The sequence below is a fragment of the Arthrobacter sp. H41 genome, from assembly GCF_000520535.1.
Taxonomy (GTDB): domain Bacteria; phylum Actinomycetota; class Actinomycetes; order Actinomycetales; family Micrococcaceae; genus Arthrobacter_D.
Window position 1 is genome coordinate 8,762 of the sequence record NZ_KI914773.1, and the last position, 22,544, is coordinate 31,305.

The following is a 22,544-nucleotide window of genomic DNA, read 5'->3' on the forward strand; positions in this document are numbered from 1 at the left end:
CCAGTTGGCTGCGACGGCTGCCATCCCGCCCTCCGTGAGGACGAGCAGCAGCGGTGCACTGAGGCCGGTCGCCTTGAGGAGCTGGGTCAGTGAGCGCGCGCCGACGAGGTCGCGGCGTGCGTCCACCATCACGACGTCGCAGGGCGCCGCGTCGAGGAGTGCCGTCGGCTCTGCCGCAAGGACGTGGACCTTGTGGTTGAGGAGCTCAAGGGCCGGCAGGATGTCCACCGAGGATCCGGTGGTATTGGTCAACATCAGGATGTGCGGCATGAATCCTCCACTTGTCGGAAAAACGCGCATCATCGGGCGATGAATTCCTCGGGGGAGCCAGGGAACGCCCCGATAAGAATTTGCCCAAGTATACCCGTAGCCCACCCACATTCCCGGGGTAGCGGCAGCCCTCCGGCCCGGGGGAGTGCGCCACCAGGTTTCCCAGGGGTTCCCGCAATAGGGCAGTATTGCAGGGTGGAGATGCGGAGTGCGGCCTTGGCGGCTGGTGCGGCTGGGCTTGCAGTCATCGGGCTGGTCGGCGCTTCCTACGTCTCGGCAGTCTCGGTGGCGGTCCTTGCCCCTCTGCGGGTCCCGCCGAGTCGAGGACGACGTCGTCCGCGAGCCAGTTGGCTGCGACGGCTGCCATCCCGCCCTCCGTGAGGACGAGCAGCAGCGGTGCACTGAGGCCGGTCGCCTTGAGGAGCTGGGTCAGTGAGCGCGCGCCGACGAGGTCGCGGCGTGCGTCCACCATCACGACGTCGCAGGGCGCCGCGTCGAGGAGTGCCGTCGGCTCTGCCGCAAGGACGTGGACCTTGTGGTTGAGGAGCTCAAGGGCCGGCAGGATGTCCACCGAGGATCCGGTGGTATTGGTCAACATCAGGATGTGCGGCATGAATCCTCCACTTGTCGGAAAAACGCGCATCATCGGGCGATGAATTCCTCGGGGGAGCCAGGGAACGCCCCGATAAGAATTTGCCCAAGTATACCCGTAGCCCACCCACATTCCCGGGGTAGCGGCAGCCCTCCGGCCCGGGGGAGTGCGCCACCAGGTTTCCCAGGGGTTCCCGCAATAGGGCAGTATTGCAGGGTGGAGATGCGGAGTGCGGCCTTGGCGGCTGGTGCGGCTGGGCTTGCAGTCATCGGGCTGGTCGGCGCTTCCTACGTCTCGGCAGTCTCGGTGGCGGTCCTTGCCGGACTGCTCTGCGTGGCCGCCGCCATCGGCTGGCCGCACGTCCTGGGAGTCCCCGCCAGGAAGAGCCAGTCCGCCGTAATCAGTGTGAGTGCCGTGCTTGCCGTCACTGCGGCCGCGACTTCGGCAGGTCCGAACTACATGGTCTGGTTCCCGGCGGCGGTAGCGCTCGGCGTGGGCGCCGTCTTTCTGATCCAGCTCATCCGCGGAACAGGGCAGAGTCTCCGCCTCGAATCCACTTTCGGTGCCAGCTCCGGTGTCTTCGCCATCGCCCTCGGCTCGGGCTGGGCTGCAGCTGACCGCCTGACCGTCAATTCGACCAACTCCGGAATGATGCTCGTCACCGGGATCAGTATCCTGGCGGCGCTCGCCGTCTCGCTGCTGCCCTGGCCCGATCGGCTCACTGCACCGCTGGGCCTGGTCCTCGCCGCCCTGGCCGGACCGTTGGGCGCACTGCTCTTCACCAGTGTGCCGGCAGTGCCTGCGGCCGTGCTGGGCGCAGTATGCGGCGCCGTGATCGTGAGTGTCCGGCGCCTGCTGGTGGTGCGTGATGCACCGTTGAATGCACTGGCCGCGCTCTCGGTGGGGCTCACGCCGGTCCTCTCGGTGGGTGCCATCGTCTACTTCCTCGACAAACTCCTCTTCGCCTGAGCATCTCTTCGCCCGAGTTCGACTGAGTTTGCCTGAGTTCGCCTGAGTTCCCCTGGGCAACAGAACCGGTGTCTTCCTGGCCCCGAGCGCGGGATAGGATGAAGGCATGTCGATCCTTGCACTCGAAATCTTCTTCATCGCCCTGCTGGTCGTGGCGGGCCTCGGCATGGCCGGGTTCGCCGCGCTCGTCGTCACGCGCCTGTACAAAGGCCAGAAGTAGCCGGTAGGACCAGCCAGACCCATGTCGATCGAGCTACCCACCGACCTGACTCCCGAGCTTGTTCCCCTCTCGTGGCTTCTGGGCACCTGGGAAGGAAGAGGAATGCTCGGTGAAGGCACTGCCGAATCCGAGCGTTTCGTCCAGCAGGTGTCCTTCACCCAGCACGGCCTTCCCTACCTCCAGTACACGGCCGAGAGCTGGCTCGTCGACGAGCACGGCGCCCGGCTGCGCCCCCTCTCGGTCGAGACCGGTTTCTGGGCGCTCGACCGCAGGCTGAACGACGCCGACGTCGGACCGGGCCTGTCGCCCGCCGACATCGTCCCGGCCCTCAAGACGGCGGACGAGGTGGAGCAGTTCCGCAACGCGGCGGGCGGGTTCGACATCACCGCCACCATCGTCCACCCTGGCGGAATCGCCGAGCTGTACTACGGCAGCATCAAGGGGCCACAGATCCAGTTGTCGACCGACCTCGTGATGCGCGGCCAGAACTCCAAGGAATATACCGCTGCCATGCGGCTCTTCGGGCTGGTGGAGGGCGACCTCTACTGGCGCTGGGACGTCGCGGCCAACGGCAAGGCGCTCGAAGCCCACGCTTCAGCCATCCTCAAGAAGCTGTCCTGATCCGGATGACGTACACCAGCCCCCTGCTCGAACTGCCCGGTGCCGTTGAAGGCGGCGGCCCCGATGCCGGCGTCGCGGCCCACTACGGTGACCCGTTCCGTGAGCAGCGGAACCTCGCGCAGGGCACGGCGGTGGTGGATCTGTCCCACCGCGGCGTCGTCACCGTCACCGGACCGGACCGCCTCAGCTGGCTCAATTCCCTCACCTCCCAGCTCCTGCTGGGCCTTGCACCCGGGCACAGCACCGAGACCCTGCTGCTCACCGTGCAGGGACGCATCGAGTATGGCGCACGGCTGCTCGACGACGGCGCCACCACCTGGCTGATCGTCGAGGGATCCGAAGCGCAGGGGCTGGCCGAATGGCTCCAGCGGATGAAGTTCATGCTGCGTGTCGAGATTGCCGATGTCTCGGCCGACTGGGCAGTGGTCGGAGCGGTGGGGCCCGTCGCCGGACTGGCTGACCACGCCGTCTGGGTGGACCCCTGGCCCGACGTCACCAGTGGCGGGTTCCCCTATTCGGCGGTGCAGGAAGATGCGCACCCCGGACGGGAGCGTCCCTGGTCCGAATACCTCGTTCCGCAGGGCTCCCTGCACGCGGTGGTCACCTCACTTGTCGATCACCAGCCGGCCGGCACCATGGCGTCCGAGGCGCTCCGGGTGGCTGCATGGCGCCCGCGGATAGGGTTCGAGACGGACGATAAGGCGATCCCGCACGAGCTTGACCTGCTCCGGACCGCAGTCCACCTGGCCAAGGGCTGCTATCGGGGCCAGGAAACCGTCGCCCGGGTCCACAATCTGGGGCATCCGCCCCGGCGGCTCGTGTTCCTCCACCTCGATGGCAGCCAGCACACGCTCCCGAAGGAGGGAAGCGCCGTCGTACTCGACGGCCGGACCGTTGGCCGTGCGACGTCGGTGGCGCACCACTGGGAAATGGGGCCCATCGCCCTCGCCGTCATCAAGCGGTCGGTGGATCCTGCGGCGACCCTGGTGGTGCAGGACAATGATGAGTTGTACGCGGCGGCGCAGGAGGTCATCGTTGCGCCCGACGCCGGGCAGGTGGTGGGTCGCGCCACCGGTTTTCTCCGGAGCCCGCGGTGACTGCCGACGAGCCCGGCGCGGAGGCGGCGTTTGCCCTCGCCTCCGTACTGTTCGACGCCGCACGGCAGGGCGACGCCGGAACGCTGACGCGTTACCTCGACGCCGGCGTGCCGCCCGAACTGACGAATTCCGCCGGGGATACGCTGCTCATGCTGGCCTCCTACAACGGCCACCCGGCCCTGGTGAGGGACCTCGTCCACCGCGGAGCCGATGTCAACCGGGAGAACGACCGCGGCCAGACCCCGCTTGCCGGTGCCGTCTTCAAGGGGCACGCAGATGTCGCGCGCATTCTGCACGCGGCAGGTGCGGATCCCGACGCCGGAACGCCGACGGCACGCGCAGCTGCGGGAATGTTCGGAAGGACAGAGCTCGAGCAGCTGTTCGGCTGAACCGGTCCTGGTCGACCGGTGCCGAGCTACGCGCCGAGGATCACCGAGGTCTGCGTCCCGGCGAATCGAAAACCCGCCCGCCGGGCTGTCCGCTGGGATGCGGTGTTGTCGGTCCTCACGCGCCACTGCGGGATGAGCCCTGACGCCATGGCCTCCTCCACGGCCACTGCCACGATGCGCTGGGCGAATCCGCGCCGACGGTTCTCCGGGGGAGTCAGGACGCCCAGATGGGCAAGGATCCCGCTCCAGACGTCGTAGCCGGCTCCCGCCAGGGGCGCAGGGTCGCCGTCGCCCGAGTCGTCCACGAGCACGAAGGGATGCTCGGCGGAGGACAGCCCGGCCTCGGCGGAGTCGTCCGGCGGGCACAGGCGTTCCAGCCGAGAGACGAACACGCCCTCGCTGGACACCGCCGCCGACGGATCGGGGTCAAGTGCGGGCAGTGCATCGCAGAAGTACAGCTGAGCCTCGCCCAATCCCCGCCCGCCATGCGCCCGGCTCATCGTGAGGAGGGTCGAGTGCTGCCGCAGGACCGTGCCGGGCAGGTCCTGCGCGGCCGCCACCGCCCAGTCGGGTCCAACCAGGGCTTCGGTGCCGAACAGCGTCACGAACGTCAGCGCCGGTGCATCATTGTCCGCACGGTACAGCCGCCCTGCCGCGGCATCGGCGAACGCCATGTCCTCGAATCCGAGCACCCTCGACCACGCGAGCTGGATGATCGCCACAGTCCCAGGGTCAAGCTCCACTGCTGCTCCTAGCCGAAGAGGATTGCGGCTTCGTCGTACCGGTGCTGCGGCACGCACTTCAGGTTCCCCAGTGCTGCCTCGAAGCCCACGTGCGCAATCTCGGTGCCGTTGAGGGAGACCATCGTGCCCCACAATTCGTCCTTGACCGAGTCCACGGCGGCCATGCCCAGGCGCGTGGCAAGCACACGGTCGAACGACGTCGGAACCCCGCCGCGCTGGATGTGCCCCAGGATGGTGGCCCGGGTCTCGATGCCGGTGCGGGCCTCGAGCTCCGGTGCAAGCTGGTCCGCGATTCCGCCCAGGCGCGGCCTGCCGAAGGTGTCGAGGCCGCGCTCGGAGTGGGCCTGCTCCAGATGCAGGGGAACGAATCCCTCCGCCACGACCACCAGCGGGGCGCGTCCGCGGGCATTGGCCTCGGACACCCAGGTGGTGATCTGTTCGATGCTGGTCTGCTGTTCCGGGATCAGGATGGCGTGGGCACCGGACGCCATTCCGGCATGGAGCGCGATCCAGCCGACATGGCGGCCCATGACTTCGGCGATCATGCATCGGCTGTGGGATTCGCCAGTGGTGCGGAGCCGGTCGATCGCTTCGGTGGCGATCTGCACCGCGGTGTCGAATCCGAAGGTGTAGTCGGTGGCGTCGAGATCGTTGTCCACGGTCTTCGGAACGCCGACGATCTTCAATCCGGCGTCAGTGAGGCGTTTGGCGGCAGCCAGGGTTCCCTCGCCGCCGATCGCGATCATCGCGTCGATGCCCAGCCGGGCCAGGGTGTCCTTGATCGCTTCGGGCCCGCCGTTGCCGTCGAACGGGTTGGTGCGTGATGTCCCGAGGATCGTACCGCCCTGCTTGGAGATGCCTCGGACGGCGTGGCGCGGGAGGTCGATGATGTTGCCCTCCACAACGCCCCGCCAGCCGTCACGGAATCCCACGAACTCCTGATCGTGCGTCTTGATGCCCTTGAGCACCGCACCGCGGATCACTGCGTTCAAGCCGGGGCAGTCGCCTCCGCTGGTGAGAATTCCGATTTTCATGGGGGATACGTTCCTTCAGCGTTGGGGGACGGATAAGCGCTGAGCGCGTCATCGGGCCCAACTATGATTCTAGACACATCCCTTCGCCCGGCCGGTTTGGCTTCGGCCTCCCGGGGCTGCACGTAGTGTTGCGTTACCAGCGTCTCTTTCCACGCGCCAGGCTCGACTTCCCAGGAGGAACACCGCCGTGCTCCAGGCAGGACCAGTGGCCGCAGCCCGCCGGATGGTCCATATCTCCCGACCGGTTCTCTGGATCAACACCCTGGGAACCGGTGTTGTGGGGATGTGGCTGACCGGCAGCATCTGGGAGGCGGAAGCGGCAGGCCTGCTGGTGTGGCTGACGCTGCCGTTCAATCTGCTCATCTACGGCGTGAACGACATCTTCGACCAGGATACCGACGCGCTCAATCCCCGCAAGGGCTCCCTCGAAGGGGCGCGCATCCGGTCGGCCGAAGTACGCTCCATCTGGTTCTGGGTCCTGGCCACGAACCTGCCGTTCCTCGCCTACTTCGTGGCCACCCTTCCCGCAGCGGCACTGCTGTGGATCGCCCTGTACGTGCTGGTCTTCGTCTTCTACTCGGCGCCGCCGCTCCGCTTCAAGGCCCGCGCCTACCTCGACTCGATCAGCAACGCCGCCTACGCGTTTCCCCTGGTCTTCCTGCCGTATGCGCTGGGCGCCGGGCCCGTCTGGCCGGCGGCCCTGGGTCTCATGGCGTGGAGCGCTGCGAAACACACCTTCGACGCCGTGCAGGACATCGACGAGGACAGGGAAGCGGGAATTACGACGACGGCGGTGCGCCTGGGTGCCCGCGGTGTCGTCGCCTGGAGCGGGGCGTGGTGGCTTCTTTCCACAATCTGCTTCGCCCTGGTGAACCTGCCCGTCGCCGTCGTGAACGCGTTGATCGCCGGCTGGCTGCTCGTGTCGCTGCTGCGCTCGCCGTCGCCCGGGACCGGACACCGCCTGTACCGGTACTCGATCGCGTTCCCCTACGTGGCAGGAACTGTCGCCGGCATGCAACTCGTCATTGCGCTGACCCTCGGACTGTACCCATGAGCCGGGTGGTGGTGGCCGGTGCGGGCATCGGCGGTCTGGCGGCTGCCGCGCTGCTCGGCGCTGCCGGCCATTCCGTCACCGTCATCGAGGCGGAGGACCATCCTGGCGGCAAGAGCCGGCGCATCGAGCGCGAGGGCCAGCGGATGGATACCGGGCCCTCGCTCTTCACCTTTCCTGCCGTGTGGGATGAGTTGCTGTGCCGTCTCGATGTTTCACGGCCGGACCCGTGCTTCGACGCGAGGCACATTGCCGGTCTCGACCTCGAGCGGCTCGAGGAAGTGGGCACCTACTACTACCGCGGCCAGGAATGCGTCCTGCCTGTTCCGCCCGGCCATCCCTGGCATGCGGCCTGGGAACGCTTCGCTGCCCTGCACGGCGGGCTCGGCGGCGACGTCGCCCGGCTGCTGACCACCGGCCCGCTGGACAGCGCGTCCCGGCCGGCGCTGGCGAGACTCGTGGGGCTGTACGGCCCCCGACTGACCACGAGGAGCTATCTGGACAGCCTCTCGTGGCTGCCGGAGGGTCTGCGGGAAGTGATCGCCATCCATACGCTGAATGCGGGTGTGAATCCCACCCGGACGCCGGCGCTCTACGCGAGCATGCCCGCGGTCATGGCGCAGGACGGTGTGTGGGTGCCCAGGGGCGGCATTTATGAGCTGGTGGAGGCGCTGCAGCGGCTCGCGGTCGCCGCCGGCGTGGAGATCCGCACTGGAGAGCCGGTCACCCGGATCCGCGCACGCACCGTCACGACGGCGCTCGGCACCTACCCGGCCGACGTCGTCGTCAGCGGCCTTGACGCGGACCGGCTCGGCGCTTTGCTCAGCGGACGTTCGCCGCGCACACCGCGGAAGCTCACGTGTTCCGCGATCGGCGTGTATGCGGTGCTGAAGCGGGAGCTTCCGGCCGGGACGCCCCGCCACGGCATCCTGCTGCCCGACGAGCCGCAGGAACTCTACTCAAGCCTCGAGGCGAGCCGTGAACCTCAGCAGACCATGGTCTTCGCCAACTATTACCCGGCCGGCCAGGTGTACCCGAACAGTTCCGGGACCTTGGCGCTGCTGTTGACCGCGCCGCCGAACGGGCGGACCTACTCACTCGAGGATCCCTTCGTGGTGCGTGAACTGGCCAGGGTGACGCAGGTGCTGGGACTGCCGGAGCCGCTCGCGAACTATTTCTCGAGCTTCGAGATCCTCGATCCGGGCTACTTCAGTGAAGCGGGAGCAGCCGGTGGTGCACTGTACGGGGCGGTCCATCCGTCATGGATGAGCGGGCCGTTCCACGCTCCGGCCCACAGCAATCCGATGCGGCCGTGGCTGTGGCGCGTCGGTGCTTCGGTGCATCCGGGCGGCGGCCTTCCAGCGGTGCTGGGTGGGGCCATGATCTCCACGGAGAAGTTGCTGCGCCACCTGGCCGGTCGATCGGTCTAGCCTGCGCCGCCGCGGGGCAAGTGCCCGTTTCGATGCAATCCGGGATGAGCGTCCTGCCTGGCTCCGGACTCCGGACTCCGGGCTCGGTCGGGCTTCGCTCGGGTGAACCGATTGACTGGGATGAAGGGTCTGGGTTGACTGACCGAATGCGGAAAGTTCTGGTTCTTGGAGGTACTGCCTGGCTTGGTCGTGCGATAGCCGAACGGTTGGTAGCAGTTGGTGATGCCGTGACCTGTCAGGCGCGGGGTGACTCCGGACAACCACCCGCCGGAGTTCGTTTCATGCACAGTGACCGGACGACCGCAGAGCCCTACACAGCGGTGGCCGGCGATCGATGGGATGATATCATCGAGCTCGCTCACGAACCAGCCCTTGTAACAGAAGCCCTTGAAGCATTGGCAGCGACGGCCGAACATTGGACCCTGGTCTCCTCGGTGTCCGTTGGGGAGGCCTCGTCGACGTCTATAACGCCACGGGTGATGAGCATGCTCTCGCAGAAGTACTCGACCTTGCTGCCGACGTGGCCGGATTCGATGGATACATGATCAGCGCGCCCGATGATTGGCTCCTCGAGAACGATGTCCGCTACTGGGCCGGACCGCGGTCGCTGCCGCTGTGGTTGCCCAAGTCCGAGGTGCCATTGGCCCAGAGAGACAACTCGGCGTTCCACGCAGCAGGAGGCGTTCTCAGCGACCTTCGGCAAACCCTGCTGCGAACTTTCGAGGACGAGCAGCAACGGGGCCTCAGCAGGGTTCGCCGGTCGGGACTGGCCCGGCACGAAGAGCTGGAATTGCTCAGTTCAGCTCAGGCAAGCTCCTTGGACCATCCGACTGAAAGGACACCATGGAACTCGACGACCTCCTTGAAGCATTGAACGCCGGCCAGACCATCACAGGGGAATCACCCCTCCATGAGGTCATGTACCGGGTCAGCCAGGAGGCCCTGCGCATCACCGGAGAGCTCAACGGCGGATATCAGGAACCTGCGCGGGTACGGGAGCTTCTGGCTCAGTTGACCGGCAGGCCCGTTGACGAGTCTGTGACTGTGTTCCCGCCCTTCTACTCCGACTTCGGGAAGAACATCACCCTCGGGCAGCGGATCTTCATCAACTCCGGGTGCAAATTCCAGGACCAGGGCGGCGTGGTCATCGGCGACGACTGTTTGATCGGGCACAACACGGTGGTGGCCACACTCAACCACGACCTTCGTCCGAGCCGCCGTGCGGATATGCACCCGGCCCCGGTGATGATCGGCCGCAATGTCTGGATCGGCTCCAACGCCACGATCCTGCCGGGCGTGACGATCGGTGATAATGCCGTCGTGGCGGCTGCGTCAGTAGTCACCAAGGACGTACCGGCGGATTCGATCGTTGTTGGCTCGCCTGCCCGAGTGGTGCGCCAAGTTCCCAGCTGATGTCCCTGGGTTCCCAACTGCGATGGTGTCCGTCGAGGCTGACGGCCGGGCACGAAGAATGCGCAGCGGTGGGGCCCGCCAATGGACTGGTTTCCCGTTGTCGGCCGACCTTGTTGCGATCTCCGTCGATTGGGACTCCGAGGCGGAGACCGACGAGTGAAACGAGGCGACATCTACTTCGCCGCACGTGGTGCTTACACAGGTAAACCGAGACCCGTCGTCATCGTCCAGGACGATCGGTTCGACTCAACGGCTTCGGTTACGGTGTGCCCGCTGACAACAGATCCGGTCGAGGCGCCACTGATCCGGATTCCTATAGGGCCCACTGCCGGCACCGGGATCCAACAGGCAAGGCGGATCATGGTCGACAAGGTCACAACGATCCCACGGGTGAATATGCGAAATCACCTCGGCCGACTCGCGGATGTCGACCTTGTTCGGCTCGACCGCGCACTTCTGGTATTTCTCGGGCTTGCCGGGTGAATCGGATCGCCTTGGTACGGTGCCGTGCTGCAATCAGGTCGTAGTCGGCCACTGTCCTTTGCATACCGATCCCAAGCTTGCCTATCGGTCCCGACTCAGGGCGCGGAAAATCTGGACCCGCCGTACCATCAGGAAGGCGATCAGTGCCGTGGCAAGAACGGCAGGGAACACCAGACCCGAGAAGACAGCGACGCCTAGCCAGAGGCTCAGGGACAGGATGAGGCTGTCCAAAAGGCCGGGGCGAATCGGTGCGGTGCTGAAGCGCGGGCCACCCACTGCGGTGAGGATCGCCGACGCCAACAGTCCCGAGATCAGCCAGCCGCCGTAATTGGACAGGGGGACGCCGTAGTAGGGGCCGCCGCCCGGCCAGACCCAGAATCCCAGCGACACGGCACCCGGGTCGAGCACGCCGTCAACCACCACCAGAAGGAGGCCGGAGGCGATGATCCTGCGGAAAGCACTTCCCGTGCCGGCGAAGGCTGCAACCGTCCCGATCACCAGGGGAACGTAGGAGAGGGGGAGAAGGAAGGGCACGAGGTCGAAGGCCCTCGGGCCGAGTGGATCCCCATAGTGAAAATTCCCGTAGGGGTAACCGGTCGCTACCCCGAAACCCTCGATCAGGTAGCCGAACAGTGAGACGGCCACGAGTGCGAGTCCCGCGCGCACCGCGCCCAGGTGCCTCCACAGCGCCACGAACGCCGGCAGGGCAATCAGCACATTGAACACATAGGAACCGACGCTTGCCCCGGGTACGTCGGGAAACCTCACCACGAAAAAACCTGAGAGGAACAGGAAGACGCACGCGGCGATGAGGACCCGTGGGACGGGGCGGGCAGCTGCTGTTTTCGGCACGCTTCCCATCCTCGCAGGTGGGGGCAGCGCCCCGAGTCAGCCTGGCCGACCGGGCAGCCCAGCCCGGTTGAACGAGGCCGCCGACAGCTACCGGGAGGTGAGTAGCTTCTCCAGCGCGATGGTGCCGTCGGTCTTCGGGAGCAGGAGCCAGAGGACCCCGTAGAGCGGGAGGCTGACGACCGGCAACAGGAAGCTCAACAGCATGCCGATGCGCACATACGTCACCGGCCAATTGAATGAGAGCGCGATACCGGCAGCAATGCCGCCGGCAAGGCCCCCAGGCGCGCGTTTGAGGGGGGATGAGCGGAGGACGCGGTAGAAGGTATTCATGATCTCAGACTTTCTGAAAGGCAGCAGGTATGCAACTGGAGTAGCGGGGAGTGGATGAGGCATTCACGACGGCGGTTCGCTCGGGTCCTTCCGCACCATGGACAGTGCTCCGCCGATCACGAGCGCGGCCCCAGTGCCCACCAGCAGGCCCATGAGGACGACGCCGGTATCGAACCGGATGTCGGTCAGCTGGTTCAGGAGGACGAGCGATCCGACGGCGAGGATTACTGCGCCCCAGATGATGGTTCCTGCCCGGGGCCGCCGAGTGGAAGTGGTGTCCTGGGTGCTCATGGCGCGGTTCCTGTCTCTTGTGTGGTCACGGTGACGTCGCTGACGGCTCCGCTGACTTCGATGATGATGGCCGGCCCGGTGGGTTGGTTGTCGAGCTCGAGCGTGCCGGGCTGCCACACGCCCTCCGAGATGAAGTTGTCCGCGCCGTCGAGCAGCTGGACCGACCCGAGGAATAACCGGGCCCAAACCTCCACCGGCACGTCGCCGGGGACGGTGATGTCCACGTCGCCGGCGAGGCTGTGAACCGGGATGACGACGTCGTCCCGCAGTGCTCCCAGCCCTGTCAGGTCGATGGTGCTTTCGGCCGCAACCGCGGTATAGCCGCGCTCCGCCGTCGCTATATCGGCAGTCGTGGTGCTCCCGGACGCCCCGGCGATCCACCGCCCCTGCGGTAGCTCCAAAGGAAGCACGACGGCGGCGAGGGCCGCCAGGAAACCGGCCAGGCCCATGAAGCCCGAGGTGCGGCCAAGGATGCCCAGGATAATGATGCCGAGCCCCAGGGTCACGGCTCCTGCCGCGACCGCGATTGCCACCGCGCTGTTGCCGAGATCGAGGACGCCGGTGTCGCTGAGCGCGAGGATGACGCCGACCACGGTGAGGGCTACGCCGAGGTGAAGGGCGGTTTCGCTGCCCGACGGCCGTGGGATGGGGCGTCGTGGTGTGCGGGGAGGCAGCGGTTGGTAAGGCCGGGCGTCCGCAGGAAAGGAACCCATCGGCATGGGTCGTGGAGGTATCGGTCGAGTGGGCAGGGTGCCCGTATTTATGGTGCCCGTGTCCGCGGGAACTGTGTCCGTGGTGCCCGTGCCCATTGGTCCTGTGTGCAGCGGATCCGTGGACGGTGAGCCTGTCCGCGTCGATCCCAGCGGGGATTCCGGGGAGGGGAAACCCGGCTGCTGATACCCGGCTGCCGGGTAGCCGCCGCGCGCCTGGTAGCCGGCTGCCGGGTAGCCGCCGGGCGCCTGGTTACCGGCTGCCGGATAGCCGTTCGGCGGATACGCGGGGGGCCGGCTGCCCTGCGTACGCGACCGGTTCACCGCCCAGTAGATGATGAACACCACGCCGCCCACCCAGGCGATCGTCCACAGGAACGGTCCTGCTCCGCTGTCGCCGAAGAACGGAAGATTGGGGCGCCACAGACCCATCAGGGATAGGAGGGCCGCCCCCGTCATGCCGCCGGTCCACACACCGCGGCCGGCTTGCTCGGTGTGGATGCGCCCGTCCGGTTCAGGCAGGAGCGCCCACGCAAGCCCGTACAGCAGCACTCCGATCCCGCCGAAAACGGCGAGGATCACCAGCAGTCCCCGCACCAGGACGACGTCGAGACCGGTCCTCGCAGCGAGACCGCCCGCCACGCCGCCGATCCAGCGGTCAGGAGCGCGGACTATGCCAAGGCTCCGCAACCAGCTGAAGAATGAATTCGACGCGGGGACGTTGGATGGCGGAGCCGGCGCAGGTTGCTCCATCCCGCCGCCCGGGGTGCCCGCGGCGTGCGCTCCTGCGTAGCGGGATTGTCCTTCTGATGCGGGTTCTGAGGTCATATCCCGATCCTGCCAGCAGCAATCCTTCCGTGGAATCGGGGCCCGCCCTGAGTTCTCCCTGAGAGTCCCCCGGCATTCGGGCGAGGACCCCTGAGAAGGACGGGGAAGGCGCAGGAAAGGCAGTTGGACGTGCTTCTATTGAGCCATGAGACCTCCTCTGCTGCGCCCGCCTGACGGCGTGATCGCAGGTGTGTGTGCGGGTCTCGCAGTACACCTTGGTCTCTCGATCCGGTTCGTGCGGATCGCCATGGTGCTGCTGACCTTCGCCTCGGGAGCCGGTGCCATCCTGTACGCCTGGCTGTGGATCTTCGTGCCGTCCTCAACGGACGGTGCCGCCGCGGTGAAGGTGAGGAACGGGCCTGCACGGTTCATGAACGAACACCCCGCCCGGCGGGCGGGCCGCAAGGAATTCCTCTTCGGCGCCGCGATGCTGTTGCTCGCGGCGGCCTTCGCTGCCCAGCAGTTGGGCCTTCCGGTCGAGTGGGGCACGCTTCTTCCCCTGGGGGTGGTGGCTGCGGGGGCCGCGCTGGCCTGGGCGCAGCTCGACGACGTTCGCCGGGCGGGTCTCATGGACCGGGCCGGCGCGCACCGGGCGAGTGGACTCGCGCGGCTCCTGGCGGGCCTTGTCCTGGTGATCATCGGCGTGCTGGTGATGGTGTCGGGATCCATTCCGTGGTCGCTCACCTGGGCCACCCTGGTTGCGACTGCCGCCGTCCTGGGCGGGGTGGGACTCGTCTTCGCGCCGTGGGGACTCAAATTCTGGCGCGACCTCGAGGCGGAACGCGCCGGCCGCGTGCGCGAGGCAGCGCGCGCCGAATTCGCTGCGCACCTCCACGACTCGGTGCTGCAGACCCTGGCACTGATCCAGAACCGGGCCACGTCGGAGTCGGATGTCATCAGCCTGGCCCGGGCGCAGGAGCGCGAGCTTCGTCAGTGGCTGTACGCGGACCAGGCGGACCACGCCGGTACCCTCGCGGAACGGATCCGGGCCTTCGCAGCCGAGGTGGAGGACGCCTACGGTTATCCCGTGACCGTCGTGGCTGTGGGGGACGCCCCGCTGACACCGGGGAATGAAGCTCTCGCGCAGGCAGCACGGGAAGCGATGCTGAATGCCGCCAAGCACGCCCGCGTTCCGGTGTCGGTGTACCTTGAACTCGGCCCCCGTGGCTCGGAAGTGTTCGTCCGCGACCGCGGTGGAGGGTTCAACGAGGCTGCGGTGCCCCCGGACCGCCTTGGGATTCGGGAGTCCATCCACGCACGGCTTTCCCGCCATGGCGGCCAGGCTTCGATCCGCAGCGGACCGGAGGGCACCGAAGTCACGCTTGGCATGCCGGAACATACTGCAAAGGACCGCGGGGAGAGCAATGGACAGGGTTCCTGAGACCACGGCAGGCACGAGTGTCGGCGTCGTCGTCGTCGATGATCACGCGATCTTCCGCTCGGGCCTCAAATCCGACCTCGGGCCGAGCATCACCGTGCTGGGCGAGGCGGCGACGGTCGAGGATGCGATCTCGGTGATTCAGCAGCATCGGCCTCAGGTGGTGCTCCTCGACGTGCACCTCCCCGGAGGCAGAGGCGGCGGGGGTGCCGAGGTGATCCACGGCTGTTCGCGCCTGGGCAACGGCACCCGGTTCCTTGCGCTCAGCGTCTCGGATTCAGCGGAGGATGTGGTCGCCGTCATCCGTGCGGGGGCACGCGGCTACGTCACCAAGACGATCTCGGGCGCGGAGATCACCGACGCCGTCCACCGGATCGCTTCGGGGGACGCAGTGTTCTCCCCGCGGCTTGCCGGTTTCGTCCTCGATGCCTTCGGCACTGCCGCGGTTGCCGCCGTCGATTCCGAACTCGACCGCCTGTCCGCCCGTGAGGTGGAAGTGATGCGCCTGATCGCGCGCGGCTACAGCTACAAGGAAGTGGCGAAAGCGCTGTTCATTTCCGTGAAGACCGTCGAAACCCACGTCTCCGCGGTGCTGAGGAAGCTCCAGCTCTCCTCGCGCCATGAACTCACCCGCTGGGCTGCGGAGCGCCGCCTGCTCTGATCGGGGCGGCCGACCGCTCCGGCCGCTCCGGTCCTCAGCGCGCGTTCAGCCGGCTGAGGACAGGAATTCCTGCAGCCTGCCGACACCCACGGCGAGGTCCTCGTCGCCGAGAGCGTACGACAACCGGAGGAACCCGCTCGGCCCGAACGCCTCGCCCGGCACCACCGCCACCTCCACCTTTTCGAGGATGAGGGTGGCAAGCTCGGCCGACGTCGTCGGGGTGGACCCACCCAGCTTGCGCCCCAATAGGGCGCGCACATCGGCGTAGGCGTAGAACGCGCCGTGCGGTGTGGGGCATTCCACGCCGTCGATCGCGTTCAGGCCGCCAACCATCGCACGCCTCCGCCGGTCGAAGGCCACCTTCATCTCCTCGACGGCGGTCAGCGGCCCCGAGACGGCGGCGAGCGCGGCCATCTGTGACACGTTCGCGACGTTCGACGTCGCGTGGGACTGGAGGTTCGTGGCCGCCTTGATGAGGTCCTTCGGTCCGACCATCCAGCCGACACGCCAGCCCGTCATGGCGTAGGTCTTCGCGACCCCGTTGACGATGACGACTTTGTCCCCCAGCGCGGGGGCGGCCGTGGCGATCGAGGTGAAGGGGACGCCGTCGTACGTCAAATGCTCGTAGATTTCATCGGTGACCACCCACAGGCCGTGCGCCGCAGCCCATTCGCCGATCCGCCGCACCTCGTCCGGTCCATAGACGGCGCCAGTGGGGTTGGACGGCGAGACGAACAGCAGCACCTTGGTCCGGGCGGTGATCGCGGCGTCGAGCTGTTCCGGAGTGACGAGGTACCCCTGCTCGGGGCCGGCGAACACCTCGACGGGGACGCCACCGGCAAGCCGGATCGCCTCGGGGTACGTGGTCCAGAAGGGTGAGGGAACGAGGACCTCGTCCCCGGGATCGAGCAGCCCCGCGAACGCCTGGTACACGGCCTGCTTCCCTCCGTTGGTCACGAGGACCTGCGCCAGGTCAACGCTGTACCCGGAGTCGCGCAGCGTCTTGTCCGCGATGGCCTGCTTGAGGTCCGGAAGCCCGCCGGCAGGGGAGTACCGGTGGAACCTGGGCTGCCGCGCGGCGTCGACGGCGGCCTGGACGATGTAGTCGGGAGTCGGGAAGTCGGGTTCACCCACACCGAACCCGATGACCGGCCTGCCGGATGCCTTGAGCGCCTTCGCCTTCGCGTCGACGGCAAGCGTGGCGGATTCCGCGATGGACGCGATCCTGCGGGAGATGCGCGGAAGGTTCTGGCGCGTGGAATCGTCTCGCATCGAATCGTCGGTGGTCGCGTTCATCAGGTTCCGTTTCTTCAAGAGGGTATTGCCGCCCCCAGTTTAGGTGGTTGCCTACCAGGAGGACGGAAAGTGCCCCTGGGCGACACGCGACGACCCATGCCATGGGTGTCCGGTTCGACGGAAGCGCGGCGAATGCGTAGACTTGATCCTCGGTGTTCAAACACCGGAATGCACAGCGCCCGGGAAGCGGCTCGAGAGAGCTACCGGATCGGGTTCAGCACAAAGGGTAGTGGCGCAATTGGTAGCGCAGCGGTCTCCAAAACCGCAGGTTGCAGGTTCGAGTCCTGTCTGCCCTGCGCATAGCCGACGCAGTAGGAAATGCGGCGGTGCGACAGGAAAAAGATCACGAAGCTTCGGTGCAGGCAGCGGTTCTGCCCGGCAGTACACAGAATCAGCTGGGGGCGCTTTCGATGGTCCGGCTGGCAAACCACACAGATTGACGAGGTTGAAGGTGACCGATACGGCTGCGAGCAGCTCCAAGGGAAGCCCTTCCGAGAAGGAAGCCCCCAAGCGCGGGTTCTTCGGGCGCATCATCCTCTTCGTTCGCCAGGTGATCGCGGAGCTCCGCAAGGTTGTCACCCCCACACGCCGGGAGCTGGTGAGGTTCACCATTACCGTGCTTACCTTCGTGGTGATCATGATCCTCATCGTGACCGGGCTCGATTTCCTGTTCGGCACCGGCGCCGTCTGGGTGTTCGGAGACAGCTGACGCTGATCCGGCTCCGCGGCGTCCCGGCGTGGTTCAACGAGTACAAGCAATGCAAGGCTGAAGATTTCCAGAAAGCAGGCGGCTAGGTGTCCGAGCAAGAACTCGAACGGCAGATCACAACTGAAGATGATGGTCTGGAGAACGAGGATCAGGTAACGGAGGCGGACGGGGCATCCGACGCCGCTGGTGCCGACGCGACGGCGGAAGCTCCTGCGGATCTGGATCCAGATTCGGATGCAGTTGTCGATCCGGGTGCGGATGTGGATCCCGACGTTGCTGTGGATCCGGACGTTGCTGTGGATCCGGACGTTGCTGTGGATCCGGACGTAGCTGTCGATCCGGACGTCGACGGTGTTTCTGACGCCGGTGAGGGTGCTGACGAAGCTGCTGACGCCGGCGAAACCGAGGCAGAGGCTGACGTTCCCGCACCGGAAGATCCGGTTGCCGCCTTCAAGGCGAAGCTTCGGCGCCAGGACGGTGACTGGTATGTCATCCACTCCTACGCAGGCTACGAGAACCGGGTCAAGGCGAACCTCGAGACCCGTATCCAGACACTCGACATGGAGGATTTCATCTACGAAATCCAGGTACCCATGGAAGAGGTCGTGGAGATCAAGAACACGGCCCGGAAAATCGTCAACCGTGTTCGTATCCCGGGCTACGTGCTGGTCCGCATGGAACTCACCGACGAATCGTGGGGCGCTGTGCGCCACACACCCGGCGTAACCGGTTTTGTGGGCAACGCCCACAACCCCGTGCCGCTCAGCCTGACGGAAGTGTTCTCCATGCTTGAACACACGGTGGTTCACACCGACGCCGAGTCGGGCAAGCCGATCAAGCCGCAGTTCACGCCGATCACGGTCAACTTCGAGGTAGGCGAGTCGGTGACGGTCAACGAAGGACCGTTCGAGACCCTGCCCGCAACCATCTCCGAGATCAAGCCCGAATCACAGCAGCTTGTTGTGCTGGTGTCGATCTTCGAGCGTGAGACTCCGGTAACGCTCTCATTCAGCCAGGTCACCAAGATCCAGTAGGACCTGCGAATCACAGCTTCGCTTCTCCCTGGCCTGCTTTAGTCGGGGAGCGGCGGCTGGTCATCACGCCATGATGACCGAAAACCCACGGGACGCTCCTGTCCCGGGGGACGTAATGCAAGAAAAGGACCCTTTCATGGCCCCCAGAAAAAAGGTCACCGGCCTCATCAAGCTGCAGATCAATGCAGGTGCCGCCAACCCGGCACCCCCCATCGGTCCTGCGCTTGGCCAGCACGGTGTCAACATCATGGAATTCTGCAAGGCGTACAACGCCGCCACCGAATCCCAGCGCGGAAACGTCATTCCCGTGGAAATCACGGTGTACGAGGACCGTTCATTCACCTTCATCACCAAGACCCCGCCAGCTGCCGAGCTCATCAAGAAGGCCGCAGGCGTCCCCAAGGGCTCCGGTACCCCCCACACGGTCAAGGTCGCCAACCTGACCAGCGCCCAGGTCGAGGAAATCGCCACCATGAAAATGGAGGACCTCAACGCCAACGATGTGAAGGCTGCAGCCAAGATCATCGCCGGCACCGCCCGCTCCATGGGCATCACGGTTAAGGGCTAGTACCTCCCTACCCGGACGGGGCGGCGCCGCTGCCTCATCCTCAAATTCCATTCATAGAACGACGCCGATCCCTCCTCGGGTGGACGGCGGCGTGTGGCAGGGCCCAGCGCGGTCCGCAGACCACGACTGCATAAGGAGAAAAAGCAGATGGCACAGCGCAGCAAAGCATATCGGGGAGCTGCCGCGAAGATCGAGGCGGAGACCCACTACGCCCCGTACGACGCAGTAGTTCTCGCGAAGGAAACGAATCCGTCGAAGTTCGACGCCACCATCGAGGTAGCGTTCCGCCTCGGCGTCGACCCCCGAAAGGCCGACCAAATGGTCCGCGGCACGGTCAACCTGCCCCACGGTACGGGCAAGACCGCCCGCGTCCTCGTGTTCGCCACGGGCGACCGCGCCGAAGCGGCAATCGCCGCTGGAGCCGACTTCGTCGGTTCGGACGACATGATTGAGAAGGTTGCCGGCGGCTGGGTCGACTTCGACGCCGCCGTCGCAACTCCTGACCTCATGGGCAAGGTGGGGCGCCTGGGCAAGATCCTCGGCCCACGTAACCTGATGCCGAACCCGAAGACCGGGACTGTCACAGCAGACGTCGCGAAGGCAGTCACGGACATCAAGGGCGGAAAGATCGACTTCCGCGTGGACAAGCACTCCAACCTCCACTTCATCATCGGCAAGGTGTCCTTCGACGTCCAGAAGCTCGCGGAGAACTACGCCGCGGCGCTTGAAGAGGTACTGCGCCTGAAGCCTTCCGCTTCGAAGGGTCGGTACATCCAGAAGGCCACGGTTTCCACCACCTTCGGTCCGGGCATCCCCGTCGACCCGAACGTCACCAAGGTCCTGGCAGTCGTCTAGGTCCAGCTCCTGAAAAAGGCCCGCACCGTTTTCGGTGCGGGCCTTTTTTGCTCCCTGTCGCGCCGTCGTCGTCGTGATCTTGGTGGGCTATCGGCGGTCGTTGCAGAGGCCATGGCGCACCGGATTTGCCGCCATTGACGGCCAACGTTGCCGCTGACCGGCCCGCTTCCGGTTAGTAGTTGGCAGTTCCCAATCAGTACGCCTACGCTGGTGGGATGACGATGCCAGAGCTGCAGGTCGACCCGTTGGTCATTCCCGAAAGCCTCGAGGGACGCGGGAGGGAAGCCTTCATCCGGTTCAGCGAACTCTGCAACGCCGTGCAGCGCGACACGTGGGGCAACGACGATTTCTGTTACAGCCACGGGCGCAGGCTCGAATCGTACAGGCCGAACGATTACGAAGAACGCAACGTTCTCCTTGCTCGGAGCGATGGCCGGCTGGTGGGCTGCGCAGTGCTCGACGTTCCCCTGACGGACAACCTCGCCGCGTGCTACCTGGACATCCTCGTGCATCCCGGCGAGCGCAGGCGTGGCGTGGCCGGGGCACTCTCCTCGGTGGCGGAAGCCCGGGTGCGAAGCCTCGGCCGCACCATCGTTATGGGGTGGAGCGAAGTATGCCTTCCGGTCACGCCGGAGGGCGGGCCCCTGGTTGTCCCGACCGGAGGCGCAGGTGGATATCCGAGGGACAGTGCGTCAGCGGCGCTTGCCCTGGCGGAAGGCTATGAGCTCGCGCAAGTCGATCGAATCAGCCTGTTCGAGCCGGGCGCGTCTGTCGAGCAAGCCGGATCAGGCGCGTCGGCCGAGCCGGATCCGACTGGTTCGAGGGGCGGCGAGACAGCCGTGGACGACGGCTATTCGTTGGTTTTCTGGAGCGATAGCGTCCCGGACCACCTGATCCACCACTATGCCGTTCTACGGCGGTTCATGAGTACAGATGCACCATTGGGCGGCTTTCTCCTCGAGGAGGAGGTGTGGGATGCGGAACGGATCCGCGCCGATGAGGCCCGCCACGCTGCCGGCGGTGGACTCAGCCTCGTCTGCGCCGCCGTCGAGAAGGAGAGCGGCGCGCTCGTCGGGCACACCGTGCTTCATTCAAGCGCTGATGCGCCGCATGTTGCCTATCAGGAGGACACCCTGGTTCTCCGCCGGCACCGTGGACACCGGCTCGGCTATCGAATGAAGGCCGCGAATCTCGAGCGGCTCCGGGACGAGCGGCCCGAGGTCAAGCGCCTGTATACCTGGAATGCCGCGGAGAACAGTTTCATGCTTGCAGTCAACATCGAGCTCGGGTTCCGGCCCGTAGGTGCTACTGCCGGCTGGCAGAAGAAGCTGCAATAAGCGGGCATGAGCGCCTCAATTTGGGAAGTCCGTGCCCCGTCGCGTAGGCTGGAAGCACCAAAGACCGTCGGTCGATGTCCTCCACCTTTTCCTTCACAGCACTCTTGCGGGAAAAGTAAGGAGACGCATCCGAATGTTCCCGTAAGGGACGGCCAGCGCAGGTGAACGAAGCTTTTCTCCGCGAAGGACGTACGCGTCATTCCCGTCGAGTAGCCCCGTGCATCTGCGCGGGGCGTTTTTTATTGGGCTGACAAGCCGGCCTATATTCCCCGGAAGGAGGGTTATGGCAACGCCAACAAAGGTAACTGCGGTGGAGGAACTGACGAATGATTTCAAGGAATCCACGGCTGCTGTCCTGACCGAATACCGTGGGCTCACAGTTGCACAACTCAAGGATCTCCGCCGTTCACTCGGTGGCGAAACCAAGTTTGCCGTCGTCAAGAACACCCTGACAGGCATTGCGGCCAAGGAAGCCGGCATCGACGCGTTCGAAGGCCAGCTCGCCGGACCCACCGCAATCGCTTTCATCAAGGGCGACGCGATCGCTGCAGCGAAGAGCCTGACGGATTTCGCGAAAGCCAACCCCAAGCTCGTCATCAAGACCGGAATCTTCGAGGGCAAGCCCCTCGACGCTTCAGAGGTTGTTGCCCTGGCAGCCCTTGAGTCGCGTGAACTCCAGCTCTCTCGGGTTGCCGGTGTGCTGAAGGCACCAATGGCCGCCCTTGCCCGCACCGTTGATGCCCTGCGCATCAAGCTCGAAGAGGGCAGTGCTGCACCAGCTGAAGACGCCGGTGCTCCCGTTGTCGCTGAGGAAGTCGCTGCACCTGCAGAGGCGCCCGCTGAGGAAGCCGCAGCACCCGAAGAGAAGTAGTTCTCCTCACCCATCACACTCCGGTGCAGTGCACCACCAAAGAAAGGATGCTTAGCCATGGCCAAGCTCACCAACGAAGAGCTCATTGAGGCTTTCAAGGAACTGTCCATCATTGAACTCTCGGACTTCGTGAAGTTGTTCGAGGAGACCTTCGATGTCACCGCTGCTGCAGTTGCAGTTGCCGGCCCCGCCGGTGGCGGCGCAGGCGCCGAGGTCGAAGAGGAGAAGGATTCCTTCGACGTAGTCCTCGAAGCTGCCGGCGACAAGAAGATCGCAGTGATCAAGGAAGTTCGCGCCCTGACCTCGCTGGGTCTCAAGGAAGCCAAGGACGTTGTCGACAGCGCCCCCAAGGCCGTCCTCGAAGGTGCAACCAAGGAAGCTGCGGAGAAGGCAAAGGAAGCTCTCGAAGCTGCCGGCGCCACCGTCTCCCTCAAGTAGTCTGCTCGGGCAGCTTGACTGCCTATACGCAGGAACGGCCCTGACTCCTCGGAGTCAGGGCCGTTCCTGCGTCC

Annotated in this window: 25 protein-coding genes, 1 tRNA gene and 2 pseudogenes; 19 read left to right on the forward strand and 9 right to left on the reverse strand. The window is 65.8% G+C overall.

Going from position 1 to position 22,544, the window contains the following annotated elements; genetic code table 11:
* Nucleotides 1-270 (reverse strand): annotated as a pseudogene (locus Y705_RS17320) (DNA-binding response regulator); the annotation flags it as partial.
* A 301-nt stretch (nucleotides 271-571) separates the two neighbouring features.
* Nucleotides 572-883: pseudogene (locus Y705_RS17325) on the reverse strand (DNA-binding response regulator); the annotation flags it as partial.
* A gap of 216 nt (nucleotides 884-1,099) precedes the next feature.
* On the opposite strand from Y705_RS17325, the gene Y705_RS0104090 reads away from it, so the two are divergent.
* The 4 genes from Y705_RS0104090 (at nucleotide 1,100) to Y705_RS0104110 (ending at nucleotide 4,158) form a co-directional block, all read left to right on the forward strand.
* Nucleotides 1,100-1,831 (forward strand): hypothetical protein, encoded by a 732-nt coding sequence (locus Y705_RS0104090; RefSeq protein WP_049822263.1) that lies wholly within the window; start codon nucleotides 1,100-1,102, stop codon nucleotides 1,829-1,831.
* A gap of 241 nt (nucleotides 1,832-2,072) precedes the next feature.
* Complete coding sequence (locus Y705_RS0104100) at nucleotides 2,073-2,672, forward strand: nitrobindin family protein (protein WP_026531920.1); 600 nt, start codon at nucleotides 2,073-2,075, stop codon at nucleotides 2,670-2,672.
* Between the two features lie 5 nt (nucleotides 2,673-2,677).
* A complete protein-coding gene (gene ygfZ / locus Y705_RS0104105) occupies nucleotides 2,678-3,769 on the forward strand; it encodes a CAF17-like 4Fe-4S cluster assembly/insertion protein YgfZ (RefSeq protein WP_026531921.1) in 1,092 nt (363 codons plus the stop codon).
* Nucleotides 3,766-4,158 (forward strand): ankyrin repeat domain-containing protein, encoded by a 393-nt coding sequence (locus Y705_RS0104110; RefSeq protein ID WP_026531922.1) that lies wholly within the window; start codon nucleotides 3,766-3,768, stop codon nucleotides 4,156-4,158. The genes ygfZ and Y705_RS0104110 overlap by 4 nt, the downstream gene beginning before the upstream one ends.
* 26 nt (nucleotides 4,159-4,184) lie before the next feature.
* On the opposite strand, the gene Y705_RS0104115 is transcribed toward Y705_RS0104110, so the two are convergent.
* Both Y705_RS0104115 and Y705_RS0104120 read right to left on the reverse strand, forming a co-directional pair.
* Nucleotides 4,185-4,901 (reverse strand): GNAT family N-acetyltransferase, encoded by a 717-nt coding sequence (locus tag Y705_RS0104115; protein WP_026531923.1) that lies wholly within the window; start codon nucleotides 4,899-4,901, stop codon nucleotides 4,185-4,187.
* A gap of 8 nt (nucleotides 4,902-4,909) precedes the next feature.
* Nucleotides 4,910-5,935 (reverse strand): 6-phosphofructokinase, encoded by a 1,026-nt coding sequence (locus Y705_RS0104120; protein ID WP_026531924.1) that lies wholly within the window; start codon nucleotides 5,933-5,935, stop codon nucleotides 4,910-4,912.
* 187 nt (nucleotides 5,936-6,122) lie between these two features.
* Between Y705_RS0104120 and Y705_RS0104125 the strand changes: the two genes are divergently transcribed.
* From Y705_RS0104125 to Y705_RS0104150, 5 genes are all read left to right on the forward strand, one after another.
* Nucleotides 6,123-6,989 (forward strand): UbiA family prenyltransferase, encoded by an 867-nt coding sequence (locus tag Y705_RS0104125; RefSeq protein WP_026531925.1) that lies wholly within the window; start codon nucleotides 6,123-6,125, stop codon nucleotides 6,987-6,989.
* Nucleotides 6,986-8,416 (forward strand): phytoene desaturase family protein, encoded by a 1,431-nt coding sequence (locus Y705_RS0104130; RefSeq protein WP_026531926.1) that lies wholly within the window; start codon nucleotides 6,986-6,988, stop codon nucleotides 8,414-8,416. The genes Y705_RS0104125 and Y705_RS0104130 overlap by 4 nt, the downstream gene beginning before the upstream one ends.
* A gap of 415 nt (nucleotides 8,417-8,831) precedes the next feature.
* A complete protein-coding gene (locus Y705_RS22955; RefSeq protein WP_253908473.1) occupies nucleotides 8,832-9,290 on the forward strand; it encodes a hypothetical protein in 459 nt (152 codons plus the stop codon).
* A complete protein-coding gene (locus Y705_RS0104140) occupies nucleotides 9,260-9,829 on the forward strand; it encodes a DapH/DapD/GlmU-related protein (protein WP_026531928.1) in 570 nt (189 codons plus the stop codon). The genes Y705_RS22955 and Y705_RS0104140 overlap by 31 nt, the downstream gene beginning before the upstream one ends.
* Nucleotides 9,830-9,910: 81 nt before the next feature.
* Entirely contained in the window at nucleotides 9,911-10,312 is a 402-nt protein-coding gene (locus Y705_RS0104150) for a type II toxin-antitoxin system PemK/MazF family toxin (RefSeq protein WP_253908474.1), read from the forward strand.
* A gap of 81 nt (nucleotides 10,313-10,393) precedes the next feature.
* Here Y705_RS0104150 and Y705_RS17330 read toward each other — a convergent pair whose 3' ends face one another.
* The 4 genes from Y705_RS17330 to Y705_RS17340 all read right to left on the reverse strand — a co-directional run bounded on the left by Y705_RS17330 (nucleotide 10,394) and on the right by Y705_RS17340 (nucleotide 13,323).
* A complete protein-coding gene (locus Y705_RS17330; RefSeq protein WP_049822258.1) occupies nucleotides 10,394-11,164 on the reverse strand; it encodes a carotenoid biosynthesis protein in 771 nt (256 codons plus the stop codon).
* A gap of 87 nt (nucleotides 11,165-11,251) precedes the next feature.
* On the reverse strand, nucleotides 11,252-11,494 hold the full coding sequence (locus tag Y705_RS0104160; RefSeq protein WP_026531930.1) for a PspC domain-containing protein: 243 nt from the start codon (nucleotides 11,492-11,494) through the stop codon (nucleotides 11,252-11,254).
* Nucleotides 11,495-11,557: 63 nt separating this feature from the next.
* Nucleotides 11,558-11,785, reverse strand: coding sequence for a hypothetical protein (locus Y705_RS17335; RefSeq protein ID WP_049822259.1), 228 nt, complete (start codon nucleotides 11,783-11,785; stop codon nucleotides 11,558-11,560).
* The gene (locus Y705_RS17340; protein WP_081737775.1) at nucleotides 11,782-13,323 is read right to left on the reverse strand and encodes a PspC domain-containing protein; all 1,542 of its coding nucleotides are present in this window, start codon (nucleotides 13,321-13,323) and stop codon (nucleotides 11,782-11,784) included. Before Y705_RS17340 ends, Y705_RS17335 begins: the two co-directional genes overlap by 4 nt.
* A gap of 145 nt (nucleotides 13,324-13,468) precedes the next feature.
* Here Y705_RS17340 and Y705_RS0104175 point away from each other — a divergent pair, with 145 nt between their 5' ends.
* Nucleotides 13,469-14,704: an ATP-binding protein gene (locus tag Y705_RS0104175; RefSeq protein WP_026531931.1), complete on the forward strand. Its 1,236-nt coding sequence runs from the start codon at nucleotides 13,469-13,471 to the stop codon at nucleotides 14,702-14,704.
* On the forward strand, nucleotides 14,688-15,362 hold the full coding sequence (locus tag Y705_RS0104180; RefSeq protein ID WP_026531932.1) for a LuxR C-terminal-related transcriptional regulator: 675 nt from the start codon (nucleotides 14,688-14,690) through the stop codon (nucleotides 15,360-15,362). The genes Y705_RS0104175 and Y705_RS0104180 overlap by 17 nt, the downstream gene beginning before the upstream one ends.
* A 45-nt stretch (nucleotides 15,363-15,407) precedes the next feature.
* Here the strand turns inward: Y705_RS0104180 and Y705_RS0104185 are convergent, their stop codons facing one another.
* On the reverse strand, nucleotides 15,408-16,658 hold the full coding sequence (locus tag Y705_RS0104185) for a pyridoxal phosphate-dependent aminotransferase (RefSeq protein WP_253908475.1): 1,251 nt from the start codon (nucleotides 16,656-16,658) through the stop codon (nucleotides 15,408-15,410).
* Between the two features lie 223 nt (nucleotides 16,659-16,881).
* On the opposite strand from Y705_RS0104185, the gene Y705_RS0104190 reads away from it, so the two are divergent.
* The 8 genes from Y705_RS0104190 (at nucleotide 16,882) to rplL (ending at nucleotide 22,470) form a co-directional block, all read left to right on the forward strand.
* Nucleotides 16,882-16,954 (forward strand) — tRNA-Trp (locus Y705_RS0104190).
* Nucleotides 16,955-17,109: 155 nt separating this feature from the next.
* Nucleotides 17,110-17,367: a preprotein translocase subunit SecE gene (secE, locus tag Y705_RS0104195; protein WP_162149037.1), complete on the forward strand. Its 258-nt coding sequence runs from the start codon at nucleotides 17,110-17,112 to the stop codon at nucleotides 17,365-17,367.
* A gap of 86 nt (nucleotides 17,368-17,453) precedes the next feature.
* Entirely contained in the window at nucleotides 17,454-18,401 is a 948-nt protein-coding gene (gene nusG / locus Y705_RS0104200; RefSeq protein WP_026531935.1) for a transcription termination/antitermination protein NusG, read from the forward strand.
* Nucleotides 18,402-18,537: 136 nt separating this feature from the next.
* A complete protein-coding gene (gene rplK / locus Y705_RS0104205) occupies nucleotides 18,538-18,969 on the forward strand; it encodes a 50S ribosomal protein L11 (RefSeq protein WP_026531936.1) in 432 nt (143 codons plus the stop codon).
* A 147-nt stretch (nucleotides 18,970-19,116) separates the two neighbouring features.
* Nucleotides 19,117-19,824 carry a 50S ribosomal protein L1 gene (gene rplA / locus Y705_RS0104210; RefSeq protein ID WP_026531937.1) on the forward strand — a complete coding sequence of 236 codons (708 nt, stop codon included), beginning with the start codon at nucleotides 19,117-19,119 and terminating at the stop codon, nucleotides 19,822-19,824.
* Between the two features lie 221 nt (nucleotides 19,825-20,045).
* Nucleotides 20,046-21,161, forward strand: a complete 1,116-nt coding sequence (locus Y705_RS17345) for a GNAT family N-acetyltransferase (protein ID WP_049822261.1) — start codon at nucleotides 20,046-20,048, stop codon at nucleotides 21,159-21,161.
* 283 nt (nucleotides 21,162-21,444) lie between these two features.
* Nucleotides 21,445-22,032 carry a 50S ribosomal protein L10 gene (gene rplJ / locus Y705_RS0104220; RefSeq protein ID WP_026531938.1) on the forward strand — a complete coding sequence of 196 codons (588 nt, stop codon included), beginning with the start codon at nucleotides 21,445-21,447 and terminating at the stop codon, nucleotides 22,030-22,032.
* Nucleotides 22,033-22,089: 57 nt separating this feature from the next.
* The gene (gene rplL / locus Y705_RS0104225) at nucleotides 22,090-22,470 is read left to right on the forward strand and encodes a 50S ribosomal protein L7/L12 (protein WP_026531939.1); all 381 of its coding nucleotides are present in this window, start codon (nucleotides 22,090-22,092) and stop codon (nucleotides 22,468-22,470) included.
* Nucleotides 22,471-22,544 lie beyond the last annotated feature (74 nt).